Origin of the sequence: Thalassospira sp. MCCC 1A03138 (assembly GCF_002115785.1) — a bacterium.
Taxonomy (GTDB): Bacteria; Pseudomonadota; Alphaproteobacteria; order Rhodospirillales; family Thalassospiraceae; genus Thalassospira.
The window spans coordinates 207,358-225,683 of record NZ_JFJY01000004.1 but is presented as its reverse complement, the minus strand read 5'-3'; the positions used below and the strand labels follow the sequence as shown (position 1 = coordinate 225,683).

17 protein-coding genes are annotated in these 18,326 nt (G+C 54.9%); 14 read left to right on the top strand and 3 right to left on the bottom strand.

The window, feature by feature from the left end:
* Positions 1–228: 228 nt before the first annotated feature.
* From TH468_RS22020 to TH468_RS10810, 4 genes are all read left to right on the top strand, one after another.
* Positions 229–471: a DUF3309 family protein gene (locus TH468_RS22020; RefSeq protein WP_139834694.1), complete on the top strand. Its 243-nt coding sequence runs from the start codon at positions 229–231 to the stop codon at positions 469–471.
* Between the two features lie 211 nt (positions 472–682).
* Positions 683–880 (top strand): hypothetical protein, encoded by a 198-nt coding sequence (locus tag TH468_RS10820; protein ID WP_085644225.1) that lies wholly within the window; start codon positions 683–685, stop codon positions 878–880.
* Between the two features lie 116 nt (positions 881–996).
* The gene (locus TH468_RS10815; protein WP_085643974.1) at positions 997–1,377 is read left to right on the top strand and encodes a hypothetical protein; all 381 of its coding nucleotides are present in this window, start codon (positions 997–999) and stop codon (positions 1,375–1,377) included.
* A 106-nt stretch (positions 1,378–1,483) separates the two neighbouring features.
* Complete coding sequence (locus tag TH468_RS10810) at positions 1,484–1,702, top strand: hypothetical protein (RefSeq protein WP_085643972.1); 219 nt, start codon at positions 1,484–1,486, stop codon at positions 1,700–1,702.
* Positions 1,703–1,738: 36 nt separating this feature from the next.
* Here TH468_RS10810 and TH468_RS10805 read toward each other — a convergent pair whose 3' ends face one another.
* Positions 1,739–2,473 carry a Crp/Fnr family transcriptional regulator gene (locus TH468_RS10805; protein ID WP_085643970.1) on the bottom strand — a complete coding sequence of 245 codons (735 nt, stop codon included), beginning with the start codon at positions 2,471–2,473 and terminating at the stop codon, positions 1,739–1,741.
* A 159-nt stretch (positions 2,474–2,632) separates the two neighbouring features.
* On the opposite strand from TH468_RS10805, the gene TH468_RS10800 reads away from it, so the two are divergent.
* Entirely contained in the window at positions 2,633–2,872 is a 240-nt protein-coding gene (locus tag TH468_RS10800) for a hypothetical protein (RefSeq protein WP_085644223.1), read from the top strand.
* A gap of 153 nt (positions 2,873–3,025) precedes the next feature.
* On the opposite strand, the gene TH468_RS10795 is transcribed toward TH468_RS10800, so the two are convergent.
* Positions 3,026–3,406, bottom strand: a complete 381-nt coding sequence (locus tag TH468_RS10795; protein ID WP_139834693.1) for a hypothetical protein — start codon at positions 3,404–3,406, stop codon at positions 3,026–3,028.
* Between the two features lie 178 nt (positions 3,407–3,584).
* Complete coding sequence (locus tag TH468_RS10790) at positions 3,585–4,421, bottom strand: DUF2189 domain-containing protein (RefSeq protein WP_085644221.1); 837 nt, start codon at positions 4,419–4,421, stop codon at positions 3,585–3,587.
* A 402-nt stretch (positions 4,422–4,823) separates the two neighbouring features.
* On the opposite strand from TH468_RS10790, the gene TH468_RS10785 reads away from it, so the two are divergent.
* The 9 genes from TH468_RS10785 (at position 4,824) to TH468_RS10745 (ending at position 18,244) form a co-directional block, all read left to right on the top strand.
* Positions 4,824–8,423, top strand: coding sequence for an AsmA family protein (locus TH468_RS10785; RefSeq protein WP_085643964.1), 3,600 nt, complete (start codon positions 4,824–4,826; stop codon positions 8,421–8,423).
* A gap of 169 nt (positions 8,424–8,592) precedes the next feature.
* Positions 8,593–10,122 carry an inorganic phosphate transporter gene (locus tag TH468_RS10780; protein ID WP_085643962.1) on the top strand — a complete coding sequence of 510 codons (1,530 nt, stop codon included), beginning with the start codon at positions 8,593–8,595 and terminating at the stop codon, positions 10,120–10,122.
* A 261-nt stretch (positions 10,123–10,383) separates the two neighbouring features.
* Positions 10,384–10,929, top strand: coding sequence for a queuosine precursor transporter (locus TH468_RS10775; protein ID WP_085643960.1), 546 nt, complete (start codon positions 10,384–10,386; stop codon positions 10,927–10,929).
* 103 nt (positions 10,930–11,032) lie between these two features.
* Positions 11,033–12,082 carry a tRNA preQ1(34) S-adenosylmethionine ribosyltransferase-isomerase QueA gene (gene queA / locus TH468_RS10770; protein ID WP_085643958.1) on the top strand — a complete coding sequence of 350 codons (1,050 nt, stop codon included), beginning with the start codon at positions 11,033–11,035 and terminating at the stop codon, positions 12,080–12,082.
* Positions 12,082–13,224 carry a tRNA guanosine(34) transglycosylase Tgt gene (tgt, locus tag TH468_RS10765; protein WP_085643957.1) on the top strand — a complete coding sequence of 381 codons (1,143 nt, stop codon included), beginning with the start codon at positions 12,082–12,084 and terminating at the stop codon, positions 13,222–13,224. Before queA ends, tgt begins: the two co-directional genes overlap by 1 nt.
* Before the next feature lie 4 nt (positions 13,225–13,228).
* Positions 13,229–13,696, top strand: a complete 468-nt coding sequence (gene queF / locus TH468_RS10760) for a preQ(1) synthase (RefSeq protein ID WP_062958438.1) — start codon at positions 13,229–13,231, stop codon at positions 13,694–13,696.
* Positions 13,697–13,897: 201 nt separating this feature from the next.
* Complete coding sequence (locus TH468_RS10755; RefSeq protein WP_085643955.1) at positions 13,898–14,422, top strand: RNA polymerase sigma factor; 525 nt, start codon at positions 13,898–13,900, stop codon at positions 14,420–14,422.
* A gap of 139 nt (positions 14,423–14,561) precedes the next feature.
* Positions 14,562–15,584 (top strand): FecR family protein, encoded by a 1,023-nt coding sequence (locus tag TH468_RS10750; RefSeq protein WP_139834692.1) that lies wholly within the window; start codon positions 14,562–14,564, stop codon positions 15,582–15,584.
* Between the two features lie 182 nt (positions 15,585–15,766).
* Complete coding sequence (locus TH468_RS10745) at positions 15,767–18,244, top strand: TonB-dependent siderophore receptor (RefSeq protein ID WP_085644219.1); 2,478 nt, start codon at positions 15,767–15,769, stop codon at positions 18,242–18,244.
* Positions 18,245–18,326 lie beyond the last annotated feature (82 nt).

Sequence of the window (18,326 nt, the reverse complement as noted above, 5' to 3'; positions counted from 1 at the left end):
GGCAAAGGTGTCGGCGTACTGAACGGGCAACCTTCAAGAGGAAGATTTGATTTTGTTTCGAGTGTGTGGAATATATTGTTAGGAGATATTTTCATTTATTTTCACACTTTGCGTTTTGTTTTGATTATTATTATACGCTGATCCGAATTTTGTATCTATTGGTCTATTTTTATTTTTCATTGCGTAAGCAAACACAGATCAGTGCGTGGATTTTAATTTTGTATAATCATGAAAAGACGAAATTTTCCCCGCTTGGACAGGTACTTTATCTTGGCGGCAACTCGATACAACGAGGGCATCATGTCGCTTACCTTCCTGATACTGATGATTTTGGGATCGATATTTGTCGTGACCATGCCGATCTGGTCTTTTAGTCGCAGGTGGGGGTATTTCCCCTGTTCGATCATACTTGTGTTGATTGTCATTATCGCTGGCGTGTCATTCACAAATGATGTTCAGCTATTTTTCTAATGTAATGACGATATAAAATTTTGGCCGAAGTAAACAGAGGTTAGTTCTGTCTTTTGGGATTTCGGTTAAAAGTGATCATGAATGCTGAATGTTCAGTTATTCAAATTCGGTTTTGCTAGGACAATCCTTGTCGCCCAAAGTCGGACCCCCGATGCTCAAGACAAGTCCCCCTATATTGCCCTTACGAAACCAAGACTTAAGGTCAATGGCTATGAAAGAACAACAGAGTTCAGGGCAGTCCGCTGCCGAGAAAATGAAGACTGTCAAGGCTGCCTGGGATAAGGCGCCTTCCGGTCCGAAAAAAGAAGCGGCGTTGAAGCATTATCAGGCAGCCGAAACGGCCCACAAAGCCAAGAACGACCCTGATTGCTTCAAATCGCTCGACGCAGCGACCAAAGCTTTGAACTGAACTTTGATGTCCTACCCCTATTGACATCTCCCATCCCGGCGTTCCGTCGGGGTGGTTTTTTTCTAACTGGCCATGACGCAAGAGCAGGGTTTGACTTGAGAATACAGGAGGCTTCCATGAGTGTCCGCACGATCCGAAAGGTTTACTGTTTCAGACATCCGTTTCATTTGGCCGGACGGGTGCGCAGCCTGCCAGCGGGGGTCTATTGTGTTGAAACCTATGAGGAGTTGGAGGCGGGGGACTGTTTCGTCACTTATATCCCGTTGCTAACGCTTTTGCACCTCAATGGGGAGCCGGCTTCGAATGATGCCCGGGTTTCCATTCAGGTCTGTCTTGAGGAGCTTGAGCTTGCCTTGATGATGGATGATATCGCAGCCGAGGAACTGACGATGTTTGACAGCGATGTTTCCGAGCAGGAATTGCGATTGATGAGCGATATCCGCCGTGCAAACCGGTCTTCACCAGCCAGGTCGCCATTTGCAACGGTTATGCGTTGAGGTTTCCCGTGTTTTTTGCTGGTGTATTCTGGCCCGGTTCATTCGGCCTGTCCGGCTCTTTCATTTCATTTTGGAATTCAAGACGATCACAAAAAGGAGAGCGGAAATGTTTGGTTTTCAGGGTAACGAAACAGCCGAAGTTGTTGACCGCAAAAAGGGATATCTGCGAGATGCGCAGAAGCATTGGGAATTCCTGACGCATTATGATCTTTCGACCATCCGGACCAAAGGGCAGCTTTGCAATATGATCAAGGTCCGTGCCAGCCTTTCCGAAGAGCAGGCGACAAAGGATGTCGATGCGTGGATGGCGGGCAAGGTGTTTTGATCGCATGAAGGCGATCTATGCCCGGGACGACCGATGTCAGTGCCTGATGATCGGTTCGTCCTGATCAAGGTAGCCGACCTGAAAATCGGCAAGTGCGATCAGTTTTTCAAGATTTTTGAAATGCACGATCCCCTTCTGGAAGGTCATCAGATCCTGTTCGCGCAACTGGCGAAGGACACGGTTGATATGGATCGCGCTTAGCCCCAATGCATCGGCCAGAAGGTACTGTGACAGCGGGCAGGGATAGGTGTGTTTGGTGCCAACCCCGATCAGATTCAATCTGTTTCCAAGTTCCAGCAGGAAGTGGGCCGTGCGCACAATCGCGGACCGGCGGCCGATATTGACCAGATGTTCGACGACCATTGCCTCATCGCGTGATGCTGCCCAGAGAACGGCACTGGCCAGGCGGGGCGATTTCGAGAAGGTGGATATCATGTTCTGGGCAGATATTTCGGCGATTGTAATATCGGTTATGGCTTCGAAGCTGTGATCCGAGGTACGCAGCAACAGGCTTCGCAGGCCAAGAAAATCACCGGGAATTTGAACATCGATGATCTGGCGCGTGCCATCGGGCAGCAGTTTGTATGATGCGACCCAGCCATCAACAAGAATAAAGGCGTTATGGGCGCGCTGCCCTTCGTGGACAATTTCGCGACCGGCGGCCAGCGTAATCAATCTGTGTGGTAGCGAAGAAAATACGGAAATTTCATTGTCGGTCAGGTCGATAAAAGATTTTAGTTTTTTAACGACAAAATCTGTAGAGGAAATCATATATTTTTCTTTCTTGACAAAATAATCAAAATTATTGTGTCAATATTTTTAAAATCCTGATCTGTGTTTACGCTTCTTTGCAAATATGATGATAAATCTTTGGGTCATATTGCGCAACATGGACGCGATAAATTCAAGATCATTTGAAGGATGAATAACGTGGGTGACCAATACAGCGTTCAAGGTGCTGCTGCCCTTTCGATTTGTGAGTCGCTCTTGCTTTGTCTGGGAGATATGGGTCTGATGACGGACAAGGATATTATTGGTATTCTTGAAGATGCCGCCAACGCCCATGTCGTCGTTGAAGCCGGGGGGAAAGACGATGCCCATCACCTGGCCGTTCATGATTTGATCAAGGCAATTATAAAAGGTGGAAACTCGGTGCGACATCCCGCTTAGTCGGGGTGACGGTTTTCATCAAATGCTTTCCAGACAGAATTATTCAATATCTTAACACGGACGGGCGGAGATCTTGCATGGCGCAAAATCCCGCCCTTTTTCGTGATGTGTTTCGATGCCTGTTACATCGAAGATCGCCAATGTCGTCAGATCTTATTTGTGGGCTTTATCGGAAACTTTTGTTTCCACTTTGCCTTTGGGGATTTCGATCTGGCCAAAAAGGGATTGGGTCATCGCGATGATGGTATTGGTCTGATCGGCGAACGCGGCATTGGTGTCTTTTAGCCAGGTTTGTTGCGCATCCATCAGGTCCGACCAATCCGTACATTCCTGACACGTCTGGTAAAGCTGCACATTGGCCTTGATCCGGCCAGCGACAAATTCCCCAAGCCTTGCGGGGACAACCTGCATGCTATTGGCGATGGTCTCGGAATTGTTTTTAACCGTCGATGCAATCGGTCCGTTAAAAACTTCGAGAATGGGTGCGGGAATTGAGGTGGCCGTTTTGTCGGCTTCGACTGTTTTCTGTGTCATGCGCGGTGCCTTAACAATGCCCGACGGAACTTCCGCCAAGCTATCGAAAGGTTTAGCACATGGGAACTTTGAGCTTGCTAACACGGGTTAGTTTTGCCGGGTTTCTTTTGGTAAAAACAAAGGCCCAAGGCTGCTTTAATGCATCTTTGGGCCTTTGTGAAATGCTGTTTGAAGGGGGTTATGGCACCACGCGTCTTAACCGACGGGCTTCGGCATTTTCGGTGTCGATCAGGCCGCGATAGGCATGCCAGCTGGAATAACCAAGAAGCGGCATCATGACCGCAAGACCCAGCAGGAACACCACCATGCCACACGCCGCCATGACGGCAATCATGGCTGCCCAGCCGGTCAGAACCCGCCAGTTTTTGCGAAACGCCGCGACACTGATGATCAGGGCGGTAATCACATCAATATCGCGATCCACCAGAAGCGGGATCGAGACGACCGTAATGGCAAACACCATCATCGCCAGCACACCGCCAAGGATGGTGCCGGTAATCAGGAAGGTGATGGCATCGCGCGAGAAGAAGGTTTCCCAGACCAGCACATCAAGCGACGGGACCGAGCCATTGTAAAACAGCGCAAATAACAGCATGGCAATGCGCGTCCAGGCCAGAAAGAACAGCATCAGGACGACGCCAATCGCGCCAAGCTGGCCGGGATTGCGCCGGAAACCGTTCAGGCTGTGCCACAGGGTGACATTTTCACCCATTTCAAGGCGGCGGCTGGTTTCATAAAGGCCAACGGCAATCACCGGTGCCAGAAGCATGAAACCGGCGCCGAGCGGCAGGGTCAGATAGGGCTGACCCGATTGGAACAGGCTTAGTAAAATAAGATAACCGGCAATAACGCAAAGCCCGCCATAGGCAAGACCGATGGCCGGGGTACGTTTGAAATCGCGCCAGCCTGCTTCGAGCCATTTGCCGGACTGGTCACTTGTGACATCGCGGATCGCGATGCCCTGCGGAAGCCCGCCGATGGAACCTGTTGGTTGTTCGATTGTGGTTTCGGACATCTGCATCCTCCCTGCACCCTGTTGATCAGAATTGATCAAGGTGGCTGATACACAGGCTCAACGCCCTGATGGTGTGTTCTTTTTTGTTTATAGTATCACTTCGCAAAACAATTGCCAGTATCGGCTGTGTTCAATGGCACAGGTTTTTCATATGAGGGTGCGGGGGCGGTTTTCCATAGGGGATGCTTGATTACTGCGGGTCTTGCTCACAAATTCATAGGTGAACCGGTAACAGGGAAATGCGCGTACCGAAAACGTGCGTAAATGGTATCATCAACCAACTTGTTGCCATTTTCTGTTGCGACGAGCGGTACGAGCCATATGCTACTGAGATAAATACAACATCGCACCGCGCAAACATGTCTGTTTCAGCGGTGCCGAGCAAAAAGCGGAGCCGGACTGTTGAAAAAGATCCTTGCCGTGATTGGCGCCATTCTGGTTGTGATCATCGCTGCCCTGTTGGTCATTCCTTCCCTGATTGACTGGAACGGTTACAAGCCACAGATCACCCAGGCAGTGCGTGAAGCAACCGGTCGCGATCTTGAAATTCGCGGCGATCTTTCGATGTCCGTTCTGCCGTTCCCGGCCCTGTCGGTCGAGCAGGTCACACTCAGTAATCTGCCCGGCGCGCAGGACCCCGACATGGTGTCGGTCGAGGAAGTCCGCATATCGGTCGCCCTGATGCCGCTTCTGACCGGCAATGTGCAGGTGACCGAGATCAGCCTTATTGATCCGGTGATTTCGATTGAGACGTTCGAAGATGGCAGCAACAATCTGGTGTTTGATCCGGCACAGGCGGCCCCCAGCGGGCCGGATGCCGGTACGATCACCACACCGCCATCCGCATCCCCGGCACCGAATGGAGAACAGGCGGCAACCGATGCTCAATCGGGCGGAAGCGATGCTGGTTCATCCGATTTTGCCAGCACGATCCAGATCGACCGCCTTGAAATCGAAAATGCGACAATCCTTTATCACACACCCGGCAGCACGGAGCGGATCGAGGGGCTGACGCTTGGCGTTTCGGCCGACAGCCTGAATGGTCCGGCAAAGGGCGAGGGATATGTTTTCTATCGCGGGATTCCGCTGACGTTTAATTTCAATGTAGGCGAAATCAGCCAGACCGGCCCGTTCCCGGTCGGCATGCAGATTGGCATCGACAAGGTCGATGGCGGTATCAATTTAAGCGGTCAGGTTGATCTTTCGGCGGAATATCCGGGCTTTAACGGCCAGATTGACGGCAAGTTTGATGATCTGCGCGAAGCCGCCCTTCGGATTGCCGGTGAAGGTGCCGATATCCCTGATATCGCGGCCAAGCCGTTCAATCTGGGCGGGCAGGTTGCCGCCAATGCGAAATCCGTCACGATCAATGATCTGTCGATCCGGTTTGGTGAAACCCGTGGATCGGGCGCGATTGCGATTGATCAGGACCCGAAAATGAAGGCCGATGTGGCGCTTCGTTTCAATCAGCTTGACCTCGATTCAATCCTTGTCCTGACCCATATGGGTGATGGTGCCAATCCGGACACCGGTGCCGGCAGCACGGGTGGCAGCGGCACGGCGACCCCGGAAAATGGATCGGCGGGCGATGCTGGTGGGCAATCCATCCCGTCGCAGGGCGACAAGACATCGGGTGCGGCCAATGGCCCGATGATCCCGGCTGATCTGACGGCATCGATTGATTTCGAAGTTGAAACTCTGATCTATAACCAGACGCCGGTTCACAATGCGCGGATCAATGCCGCGATTGCCAACAGCAAGATCACATTGAACGAAGTTTCGGCCGGTCTTCCGGGCGGGACCGATTTCTCGGTGTTTGGCAGCATTTCCGGCGAAGGTCCGAAGCCGAGTGCGGCCCTTTCCTATGAGGTGGCATCGGAAAATATTCGGGCGGTGGCACGCTGGCTTGGGGCGGATGTTGATGGCATCCGTGCTGACCGTCTGCGTCGTTTCTCGTTGACCGGTGGGGTCAAGGGGACACCTGACAAGCTTGATATTTCCGATCTGGATATGCGGATTGATGATACCGCCATTCGCGGTGCCATCGTCGCCAATCTGAGCGGCGAGGGGCTTCCGGCACTTGGTGTTGGTCTTAAGCTCGATCGTATCAATCTGGATCAGTATATTTCGGCAGCACCAGCCGCCGGAAATGGCGATGCGGCAAGCCCAGCGGGCAACGGTGCGGCAACAACGGATTCCGGCACCACAACAGGTGGTTCTGATACATCATCGGGTGCGTCTTCAGGCCCGGCGGCGGGCAGCGATGCCATGGTCAAGACGATCAAGGATGCGCTGGCGCCGCTTGATGGTGTTGCGGCCAATTATCGACTGGCGGCGGATGAAATCATTTCGTCGGGCGTGTCGATCAAGGGCATTTCGATTGATGGCAGCCTGAGCGGTTCGCAGATCAAGCTGAACAATTTTGCGGTGGCCGATGCGGCCGGACTTTCGGCCAGTGCCAGCGGTGTGTTCCGTGGCGATGTGGCTGTTCCGGCATTCGAGGGGATCAAGCTTAAAGTCACGGCCAAAACGCTGGCGCCGCTGGCGAAGCTGACGGGTATGACGCTTCCGGCACCGGCCAGCGAATATAAAAGCATTCAGGCCAATATCGGGCTGAATGGTCCGGTAACGGGCCCGAACCTTGATCTTGATGTATCCAACCCGTTGATGCAGGTGGCATTGAACGGGGTGCTGAGCGACCTGTTCGGGGCAACACCGGGCATTGATGGCAAACTTGCGATGCAGGCATCAAGCCTGAACCGCGTGTTACCGTTGCTGGCACCGACCTATGAGCCGTCGGGCAATCTGGGGCGTCTGGTTCTGGACAGCACGGTCAAGGGCAATGTCAAGAATATCGCGCTTGATATCGCGAAGTTCGGCATCGGTCCGTTTGAAACCAGGGGTGATGTGGATTTTGATGCCACCGGGGCGCAGCCGAAACTGGCCGTGGCCCTTTCAGGCGGGGTATTGAATGTTGATCCGTTCGTGCCCGCGGCAAAACGGGCCGGACTGATGCCCGAAGGCGGTAGCGGTGCGCGCCGGGCGGCTTTCAATATGCCGACCACGATGAAGGTTACGACTGTTGATGCCCGTGACGGCACGCCGTGGGATGATACGGTGATTGATGTATCGGCCCTGCGGTCGATTGATGCGGATATCACGGTCGCACTTGATCAGCTTGATTTCGACACCTACAGCCTTGTGGAGCCGGACCTTAAGGCGACACTCGTGACCGGGCTTCTGACCATTCAGAAATTCACCGGCCTTCTGGGCGATGGTGATCTGTCGATTGATGGCACGTTTGATGCGCGCAATTCCGATACGCCGAAGCTGGCGCTTAAAGGTAATCTTGACGGGGCGGATATCGAAAAGCTGACCCCGATCCGGGTTGCCAATGACACGGTGATCGGCGGGGCAGCGACGAAGTTTGATGTCACCGCATCGGGCAATACATCGCGCAAGCTGGTCAGTGCGTTGAATGGCACGGCGAACCTTGTTCTGAACAATGTCCGGTTCAGCAATGCCGATAAACGGTCGGCCGATCCGAAGCTGAACATTCAGGCATTGTTGCAGCAGGGACCGCAGGCAATGGTGGTTGAAGGGGTCGGTAACAACGATCTGGTTCAGAGCCTTGAAGCCGACATTGCGATTACCAACGGGATTGCCAAAACCTCCCGTGTCGAAGCGACATCGCGTGTGGGGACGGCGGATGCCGATGCGACCCTTGATCTGCCGAAATGGCAGATGGATACGCAGGCCGATTTCGATTTTTCCGAGAAAATCGAAGAATTGCCGCCGTTCAGCGTTTACGCCAAGGGCAATATCAGCAACCCGGAGATTACCGGACGGATGGACAAGGTCGCGATCAAGGTTCTGGATAATATCCTTGATAAGGCGCTTGGCGGCAGTGGTTCGTCCGATGGTGGCGGATCCAGCAAGGATGCCGGCAAGGATGCGGCCAAGGGATTGCTGAAAGGTCTTTTGAACCAGTTCGGTCGATAACTTTTAACGATCATTCCAAACGTAAAACGGCCCTGCAGTGCGGGGCCGTTTTGCTGTTTTGAGGGTGGCTGCGGGACATGGCTGTCATGAAAAGGCAAAAAAACCTTAACAAACCGGGTTTGCTTCGACATGATCCGCGCGTCGATTCCCTTTTGAGTAACGGTTGATCATGGTCGCAAAGAAAACCGCTCTGGATAAGGATCTCAAATGGCAGCGCCGCATGGATGCGGGTGCCGGAGAGACGGCCTCCCTGAGTGCGAAGCTCGGACTTGCGCTTGTCTTTCTTTTGGCGTGCAGCGCCTTTGTCGCCTTTCACATGGGGGGCTTGCCGCAAAGCGGATTTCTGATCGCCGCTGCGGTGATCGGCGGTTACATGGCACTGAATATCGGTGCAAATGACGTCGCCAACAATGTTGGTCCTGCTGTTGGTTCAAAGGCGCTAACCATGGTTGGCGCCCTTTTGATTGCAGCCGTGTTTGAAGCCGCAGGGGCGATTATCGCCGGTGGCGATGTTGTTGGCACGATCAAGAACGGCATTATCGACCCGACCCAGATGCCCGATGCACAGACCTTTGTCTGGGCAATGATGGCGGCCCTTCTGGCAGCCGCTCTTTGGCTTAACCTTGCGACGTGGCTTGGCGCGCCGGTATCGACCACCCATTCCATCGTTGGCGGTGTGATGGGGGCCGGTATGGCAGCCGTCGGCATTGGCGCGGTTAACTGGCCGACCATGGGCACGATTGCCGCAAGCTGGGTGATTTCACCGGTTCTGGGCGGGGTGATCGCGGCCGGGTTCCTTGCCTTTATCAAGTTCAGAATTCTTTATACCGACAACCGCGTCGAAGCGGCCCGCAAATGGGTGCCGATCCTGGTTGGTGTGATGGTATCGGCCTTCACCATGTATCTGATGATGAAGGGGATCAAAAAGATCTGGGCTGCTGATACGTGGCAGGTCATTGTTATCGGTATCGCAGCCTTTTTCGTCACCCTGTTGCCGACCCGCAAGGCCGTGCTGCATGCGTCGCGTAACATGACCGGGCGGCGCAAGGAAATCGCATCGCTGTTTCGTATTCCGCTGATTGTATCGGCAGCCCTTCTGTCGTTCGCGCATGGGTCAAACGATGTGGCGAATGCGATTGGTCCGTTGGCGGCCATCGTTTCGGGTGTGGATAGCGGCGAGATCGTCACATCGGCCCCGATCCCGATATGGGTGATGGTGATTGGGGCGATTGGCATTTCGGCGGGTCTGATCCTTTTCGGGCCGAAACTGATAAAGACGGTCGGATCGAAGATTACCAAGCTTGACCCGATCCGGGCCTATACCGTGGCGCTGTCGGCGGCTTTGACTGTGATTGTGGCGTCCGCGCTTGGCCTTCCGGTCAGTTCGACCCATATCGCGGTTGGTGCAGTGTTTGGGGTTGGGTTCCTGCGTGAAACGCTGAGCCATCGTCGCCGGGTTGATAATGCGCCGATGCTGGTTGGCGAAGACACCGAAACCGACGAACAGAAACAGCATATCGAAGCCCTGCGCCAGCTTGATCCGGCACAGGCCGAAAAGGCCGAGAAGAAACTGCGCAAGCGGTTGCTGGTGCGGCGTCGTTATGCGGTGACGATTGCGACCGCGTGGGTGATCACGGTTCCGGCCGGGGCTTTCCTTGGTGCGTTGCTGTTTTTCACCATTCGCGGGATCATGCTTTAATTCCGCCGGAATTAGGCGCAGAATTGAAGTTTCGCGGCACGGTGCTCCTCCTTTTCCCCGGAGCAGCTTGTGGCGATCTGCAGCGGCGGTCAGGCTTTGTCTGACCGCCGTTTTTCCTTGACGCGTGGGGCCTGCAAGCGTATCTACCCCAACCATAATTTGAATCAAACCCGTGCCGAATCGTCGCCCAATCAAAGTGGGCCGCGAGATTTCTTATGCGTGCGTTCTGCTTTTGGTCAGGATTTTGGTTAAGGAAAAACGATGAAAGCCACCATCATTGGCGTTCTGGCAATGGCCGTGACGGTTGTTGCATCGAACATTCTGGTTGAATATCCGCTGCCGGGCGTTTTGGCCGACTGGCTGACTTATGGGGCGTTTACCTATCCGGTGGCGTTTCTGGTGACTGACCTGACCAACCGCGCACGCGGGGCAGCGGCAGCACGCCTTGTGGTGCTGGCCGGGTTTGCGATTGCGGTTGGTCTGTCGTTGATCGTTGCCGATACGCGCATCGCGATTGCATCGGGAACGGCGTTTCTGATTGCGCAGATGCTTGACGTGACGGTGTTTGACAGGCTGCGCCGCGCAACCTGGTGGAAGGCACCGCTGATTTCATCGGGGATCGGGTCGGCGGTGGATACCGCGCTGTTCTTTTCCATCGCATTCGTTGGCACCGGGCTTCCTTGGCAGACATGGGCGATGGGCGATTTCACCGCCAAGATCATCATGGCGCTGACCTGTCTGGCACCGTTCCGTCTGCTGATGGCGATCATTACCCCGCGGATGAATGCCGAGCCGGCGCAAGGTTGATGCAGGGCTGATATTCCGACGCGATGCCTTGAGGTTTTGCAAAGAGGGGCGGTATAAAGCGCCCCTCTGATTTTTTCTGATAATTGCAGGTTTTGTTTTTCTGATGAAAGTCGATCTGTTCGATTTCGATCTGCCGCGTGAGTGTATTGCCGAACATCCGGCCAATCCGCGTGACAGTGCCCGTATGCTTGACCTGACGGGCGGGGAAACGCATGACCGCATCGTTCGCGAACTGCCTGATATCCTGCAGCCCGGCGACCTTCTGATTTCCAATGATACCCGCGTGATCCCGGCCCGCCTGTTTGGCAAGCGCGGGGATGCAGGCATTGAAGTGACCCTGCACAAGCAGGAAGGTCTTGCTCAATGGCGCGCCTTTGCCAAACCGGCCAAGAAGCTGCGCATTGGCGAAACCTTCAGGGTTGCCGATGATTTCGAAGCCGAAGTCATGGAAAAGAAAGACGGCGGCGAGGTGTTGCTGCGGTTTAACGTTGCCGGTGCCGATCTGATTGCAGCGCTTGAAAAACATGGCGTGATGCCGTTGCCGCCCTATATCCGGCGTGAAAAGGGCGGGGATGATCAGGACAGATCGGATTATCAGACGATTTTCGCCCAGCATGACGGTGCGGTAGCAGCCCCGACGGCGGGTTTGCATTTTACCCCGGAATTGCTGGCAGCAATTGATGCGCGCGGTATTGAGCGCCGCACGATCACGCTTCATGTCGGGGCGGGCACGTTTTTGCCGGTCAAGGTCGATGATACCGACGATCACAAAATGCATGCCGAATGGGGCAGCATATCGCCCGAGATCGCCAACCTGATCAACGAAACGCGCGCCAGGGGCGGACGGGTGATTGCGGTGGGGACGACGTCGCTTCGGCTGCTTGAAAGTGCGGCGCGCGAAGACGGGGTGGTTGAACCGTTCGAGAACGAAACCGACATCTTTATCACGCCGGGCTATAAATTCCGGGCGGTCGATATGCTGCTGACCAATTTCCATCTGCCGCGGTCGACCCTTTTCATGCTGGTATCGGCCTTTGCCGGGTTTGATCGCATGAAGGCGGCCTATGGCCACGCGATTGAAAACAGATACCGTTTCTATTCCTATGGCGATTGCAGCTTGCTTGAATGCGCCAGCAAGATTGAAAAAAGCTGATGACTGAATTCCGTTATGAACTTCTGGCCACCGACGGCAAGGCCCGTCTTGGCCGCATTCATACCGCCCACGGCGTGATCGATACCCCGGCCTTCATGCCGGTCGGAACGGCCGCCACGGTCAAGGGCATGTTGCCGGAAAACGTTGCCGATACCGGCGCGCAAATCCTTTTGGGCAATACATACCACCTAATGCTGCGCCCCGGTGCGGAACGCATCGCGCGGCTTGGCGGTTTGCACAAATTCATGAATTGGGACAAGCCGATCCTGACCGATAGCGGCGGGTATCAGGTGATGTCACTGTCCAAGCTGCGCAAGATCACCGAAGATGGTGTTACGTTCAAAAGCCATATCGACGGGCGCAAATTTGCGCTGTCGCCGGAACGGTCGATGGAAATCCAGCATCTGCTGGGATCGACCATCACCATGGCGTTTGACGAATGCACCCCGTTCCCGGCGACCGAACAGCAGGCCGCAGATTCCATGCGCATGTCGATGCGCTGGGCAAAACGGTCCAAGGATGCGTTTGTCGAACGCGAAGGCTATGCGCTTTATGGCATTCAGCAGGGCAGTGTTTTTGAAAACCTGCGGCGCGAAAGTTCCGAAAAACTGGCCGAACTTGACCTTCCGGGGCATTCGGTGGGCGGTCTTGCGGTTGGCGAGGGCCAGCAGATCATGTTCGATACACTTGATTTCTGTGTCGATATGCTGCCGGCCAACAAGCCCCGTTACCTGATGGGGGTTGGCAAGCCATCGGACCTTGTCGGTGCGGTGATGCGCGGGATTGACCAGTTCGATTGCGTTTTGCCGACCCGTTCGGGCCGCAATGCGCAGGCCTTTACCCATCGCGGGACGCTGAACCTTAAGAACGGCCGTCATCGCGATGATGATCGTCCGCTTGACGATCAGTGCAATTGCCCGGCCTGCACGAAATATTCGCGCGCCTACCTTCATCACCTGATCAAGGCAGGCGAGATTTTGGGTGCGGTTCTGCTGACGTGGCATAACCTTGCCTATTATCAGGACCTGATGCGCGGCATGCGCGACGCCATTGCCCAGCGCCGCATGGAACAGTTCGCCCGTGATTTTTACGCCGGGCAGGAAGGCGGGGACATTGATCCCGTACCGATCATCGAGGATTAATCACATGGCCGATCAAACCATTTACGACAACCTGACCATGCTGGGCGGGACCACCGAACAGCCCGCCAGCCCGGATGAAGCGGTTCTTGAACGGGTGCAGAACCCGCAGGCGGGAACCGATTACTGTGTGCGGTTTGTCGCACCGGAATTCACATCGCTTTGCCCGATCACCGGTCAGCCGGATTTTGCCCATCTGGTGATTGATTATGTGCCGGGTGACTGGCTGGTGGAAAGCAAGTCGCTGAAGCTGTTTCTGACGTCGTTTCGCAATCATGGCTCGTTCCACGAGGATTGCACGGTCAAGGTCGGCAAACGGATTGCCGATATGATTGATCCGAAATGGCTGCGCATTGGTGGCTACTGGTATCCGCGCGGCGGCATTCCGATTGACGTGTTTTACCAGACCGGCCCGGCCCCCGAAGGGGTGTGGATCCCCGATCAGGGGGTGGCGCCCTATCGCGGGCGTGGCTAGTAGCCAGGTCTGCCGGAATTGATGCAAAATCAAAGGCTGCTATCGGGAAACCGGTGGCAGCCTTTTGTTTTGGGGGGTACCGGTATGTATAGTTATTAACAATGCGAATTATTCTCATTGTTTTGTGTTGTGGTTCTTGCTAATACACGGGCGGAACGGGGGAACCTGTATCATTTGACAACGGCACGTTTGGGCAAGACCATGGCGCGCAACAGCGCATCGGTTCTGATCGCAAGCTTTCAGGAAAATTACGAACAGCTTTTCCGGTTTCTGACCCGAAAGCTGGGCGGGGACCATGAACGCGCAGCCGATGTCGTGCAGGATACCTATGTGCGGCTTGCCGATACACCCGATCAGGGGGACGTGATCGAAAATCCGCGTGCCTATGTCTATCGGGTTGCCGGGAACCTTGCGATTGACGGACTCAGGCGCGAAAAACGCATCACCGCCCATCACGACATGGACGAGGATACCGATGCGATCCACGATCCCAAACCCGGCCCCGAAAACATCGTGCTGGATCGCGAACAGATTTTACTGCTTGATAAAGCATTGGAAAAACTGCCAGAAAAGCCACGTATGGCGTTGCTGATGTTTCGGGTTGATGGTTTGTCGCACAGTGAAATTGCCAGGCGCCTTGGCGTATCGAACAGCATGGTGGCGAAATATATCGTGCGCGCGCTGCAACATTGTCGGGACGAGCTTCTGCGCGAGGGTAAAAAATAATGACGGAAATCATTGTGGATTTGCCCCTGCCCAAACGTCTTAACAGTAAGGGCCCCGCAACCGGGGCCGGACAGAACCATTTTCGGGGTATCGGGTTTTGAAAACCGCGCATTCGGATCCGCAGTCAACAGACAGGCCAGTGGCGACTGATCTTGGCGATCAGGCGATCGAGTGGCTCGTGATGTTGCAATCGGGCGATGCCGGTGCGCGGGATCGTGCAGCCTTTGCCGACTGGTGCGCGCAAAGCCCGGATTATGCCCGTGCCGCGGCCGAGGCCCGAAGCCTTTTTGCCGCCGTCGGTCAAACCGAAGCCGCGCAGCAATGGCAGGAAAATCCCGATATCCTGCACGAGATCGGCAGTTTCCAGTCACCCGCGCCGGGGACCGCAACACCCCGCAGGCAACTTACGCTACAACCGGCACAACGCAGGGTATCCGGCCCCCGGCCCGGACGCCTTGTCATTGCCGGGGCAATGGTCTGTGCCTTGATGCTGGCGGTGTTTGGTGGGGTGGAAGCAACCGGGCCCATCGCGCGCTGGACATCGGATTACAGTACGGCCATCGGGCAGCAGCGCGTGGTGACGCTTGCCGATGGGTCGGTTGCGCATATGAATACCGCATCGGCCTTTTCCGTTGATTTTTCCGGTCCGCGCCGCGAAATCCGCCTTGCATCGGGCGAAGTGATTTTTGACGTGGCAAAGGATGCCGATCATCCGTTTGTCGTTTCCGCCAATGGGGGGGCAGCACGCGCGGTTGGCACGGTTTACGGGGTTCGGCTTGACGGGGACGCGGCGAATGTCACCGTGCGCGAAGGCATTGTCGAAGTCACCAGTGGCGACAGTGAACCGGTGCGGATCACCGTCGGGCAACAGGTGCGTTATGATGGCAATGGCGGGCTGAAAAAGATCACGGATGCCGATCTTGCCGCCTATGGCAGCTGGCAGCGCGGTAAGCTGATTTTCAATCAGCGGACCCTTTCGGATGTGATGGAAGAACTGCAACGCTATCAGCCGGGGAAAATCGTTGTGGCGCGGGATGCGTTGCGCGGGCTTAAGGTTACGGGGGTGTTTGAAACCGCCGACCTTGATGCGATTTTCGCCTCCATCGAACAGACGACGTCGGCGCGTGTCACCCGGTTGCCGCTCCTGACCGTCATCTATTGATCTTCTGCCGGCGGCCCAATCCCCTGTTTTTTGGCCTTTTTCCTGTCTCTATCCGGCTTCGGAAAATTTTTTGAATTTTTTACTGCAAATCACGTTAGGCGGTTTCGTCTCAGAAACAACAGCGAATGATTTCGGTTCTTAATTTCATTCGCATTGGGGTTTCTGACGAAAAGGCTTATGGAATGAATACAAACGTTTGTGTGGCCCGGCGGATGATGCTGATGGGCTGGAAACGCCGTCTTGCGGTAACCACGGTGATTTCCGGCATTGTTGCTATTACACCGTTTTATGCGACGGCGGCCGATATTGCCGCGTCGCGGGACAATGCCGAAATCGCACAGGCGAGCGTGATTGATTTCAGCATCCCGGCACAGGACCTTGACCGGGCCCTGACCAGCCTTGCCGATCAGGCAGGTGTGCGTCTGTTCTTCCCGTCCGGCGGGATCTCCGGGGTTCAGGCATCCGCTGTTCAGGGGGAAATGACGGTTGATCAGGCACTGGGGCAGCTTCTGAGCGGGACGGGTTACACCTGGCACTTTACCGAGGATAACACGGTCACGATTGAACAGATTGCCGCCAGTGGTGAAACGGTGCTTGATCCGGTGCGGGTCGAAGCCAATGCGGTCACCGAAACCGCCGATGGGCCGGTGGACGGGTATGTCGCGACCCGGTCGCGTGCGGCAACCAAAACAGGAACGCCGATCCTTGAAACACCGCAAAGCATTAGCGTGGTGACCAAGGAGCAGATGGAAGATCAGGGATCGCAGACGGTGATGCAGGCGATGCGCTATACGCCCGGTGCCTTTACCGGACAGGTCGGTGCATCAAACCGGTACGATTACATTATCCTGCGTGGTCTGGTGGATCGCAGTATCGATAATATCTATCTCGATGGCCTGAAAACCATGAGCGATGATTCGACCTATAGCTCGATGCAGATCGATCCCTATTTCGTCGAACGTGCCGATGTGGTCAAAGGCCCGGCATCGGTTCTCTATGGTCGCAGTTCGCCCGGTGGTCTGGTGGCATTATCAAGCAAGAAGCCGCAATTCGAACAGCAGGGCGAAGTCGAACTTTCCTATGGCAGCCGCAATCAGCGCGGGGTCGGTTTTGATTTCACCGGTCCGCTGGACGAGGCGGGCAAGCTTGCCTATCGCGTTGTCGGCAAGGCAGATGCATCCGACACCCAGTTCGAAGGCACCGAAGAAGAACGTTATGCCATTGCCCCGTCACTGACAGCCAATATCAGCGATGATACACGCCTGACACTGTCGGGTTATTTCCAGAAAGACCCGGAAGGTGGCACCCATAATGGGCTTCCGTCCGAAGGCACGCTTTTCCCGCGTAACGGCCAGTATATCTCAAACACTTTCTTTGACGGTGATCCGGCATTGGAAAGTTTCGAGCGCACCCAGAATATGGTTGGTTACGAGTTTGAACACGATTTCGACGATACTTGGACGGTGCGCCAGAATTTCCGCTTCCTTGATGCCGATGTGCATCTTGACCAGATCTATCAGACGGGCTGGAGCGGCACCTTAAACGAATTGACCCGTACCTATGGCGGTGGGGATGAAAGCCTTCGGGCCTTTACGGTGGATAACCAGGCCGAAGCCAATTTTGCCACGGGCGAGATCGATCACACGGTTCTGATGGGCTTTGACTATCAGGATCGTAAAAGTGAAAACGAATGGCTGTTTACCGGGGCATCGAACATTGATGCATTCAATCCGGTCTATGGTAGCCCCGGGGTTGCTTTGGGAACAATCACCAACAGCAACAGCCGGTCCCTTGAACAGGCAGGGCTTTATGCCGAGGATCAGCTGGCCTATGAAAACTGGCGTTTCTCGCTTGGCCTTCGGCAGGATTGGCTGGAAACCAGCAACCTGAACCGTTTGACCAATGTTGAACAGGGTGAAGATCGCAGCAAGCTTACCAAACGCGGTGGTGTGCTTTATCTGTTTGATAACGGCATCGCGCCCTATTTCAATTATTCGGAATCCTTCAATCCCAGCCTGTCGAGTGACGCATCCGGCAAACCGCTAGAACCGACCGAAGGCACGCAATATGAAGTCGGTGTAAAATTCCAGCCTGAAGGCAGCAGAACGATGCTGAGTGCAGCGGCATTCCATATCGAACAGGAAAACGTTGCGGTTTATAACAACCTGACGACGGCATGGGAGCCGGTTGGAACGATTGAATCCCGAGGCATTGAGCTTGAGGCGCGGACCGAACTGACCGACAATCTTAGCGTGCTGGCCGGTTACACTTATACCGACGCGTCGTTTGATGCGCCGGGTTCGGTCAAGGATGGCAATCGCCCGCAGCAGGTGCCCGAACATATGGTGTCGCTTTGGGGGCATTACCGCTTTGATCAGGGGGCGCTTGACGGGCTCGGCATCGGGGCGGGTATCCGTTATGTCGGTGAAACTGCCGCGAACGAGGCGAACACCCTTATGGTTCCGGACTACACGCTGGTTGATGTAGTGCTGAACTATGATCTGGCGCAGGTTGGCATGAACAATGCCGATTTCCGGCTGAATGTGAACAACCTGATGGACGAGGAATATGTCGCATCCTGCCTGATCACGCAGTGGTCGGATAACTGTTATTATGGCGAGGAACGCACAATTCTGGCGACGCTGCGATATCGCTTCTGATTTCGCTCGGTGTCGTTTCAAAAGGCCGCAGCCATGTGCTGCGGCCTTTTGCGTTTCGGTGACAAACATATATAAGGCAGCA

Coding starts and splice junctions, on each gene's coding strand:
- TH468_RS22020 (WP_139834694.1), top strand. CDS start 229: ATGAAAAGACGAAATTTTCCCCGCTTGGACAGGTACTTTATCTTGGCG.
- TH468_RS10820 (WP_085644225.1), top strand. CDS start 683: ATGAAAGAACAACAGAGTTCAGGGCAGTCCGCTGCCGAGAAAATGAAG.
- TH468_RS10815 (WP_085643974.1), top strand. CDS start 997: ATGAGTGTCCGCACGATCCGAAAGGTTTACTGTTTCAGACATCCGTTT.
- TH468_RS10810 (WP_085643972.1), top strand. CDS start 1,484: ATGTTTGGTTTTCAGGGTAACGAAACAGCCGAAGTTGTTGACCGCAAA.
- TH468_RS10805 (WP_085643970.1), bottom strand. CDS start 2,473: ATGATTTCCTCTACAGATTTTGTCGTTAAAAAACTAAAATCTTTTATC.
- TH468_RS10795 (WP_139834693.1), bottom strand. CDS start 3,406: ATGACACAGAAAACAGTCGAAGCCGACAAAACGGCCACCTCAATTCCC.
- TH468_RS10790 (WP_085644221.1), bottom strand. CDS start 4,421: ATGTCCGAAACCACAATCGAACAACCAACAGGTTCCATCGGCGGGCTT.
- TH468_RS10780 (WP_085643962.1), top strand. CDS start 8,593: ATGGTCGCAAAGAAAACCGCTCTGGATAAGGATCTCAAATGGCAGCGC.
- TH468_RS10775 (WP_085643960.1), top strand. CDS start 10,384: ATGAAAGCCACCATCATTGGCGTTCTGGCAATGGCCGTGACGGTTGTT.
- queA (WP_085643958.1), top strand. CDS start 11,033: ATGAAAGTCGATCTGTTCGATTTCGATCTGCCGCGTGAGTGTATTGCC.
- tgt (WP_085643957.1), top strand. CDS start 12,082: ATGACTGAATTCCGTTATGAACTTCTGGCCACCGACGGCAAGGCCCGT.
- queF (WP_062958438.1), top strand. CDS start 13,229: ATGGCCGATCAAACCATTTACGACAACCTGACCATGCTGGGCGGGACC.
- TH468_RS10755 (WP_085643955.1), top strand. CDS start 13,898: ATGGCGCGCAACAGCGCATCGGTTCTGATCGCAAGCTTTCAGGAAAAT.
- TH468_RS10745 (WP_085644219.1), top strand. CDS start 15,767: ATGAATACAAACGTTTGTGTGGCCCGGCGGATGATGCTGATGGGCTGG.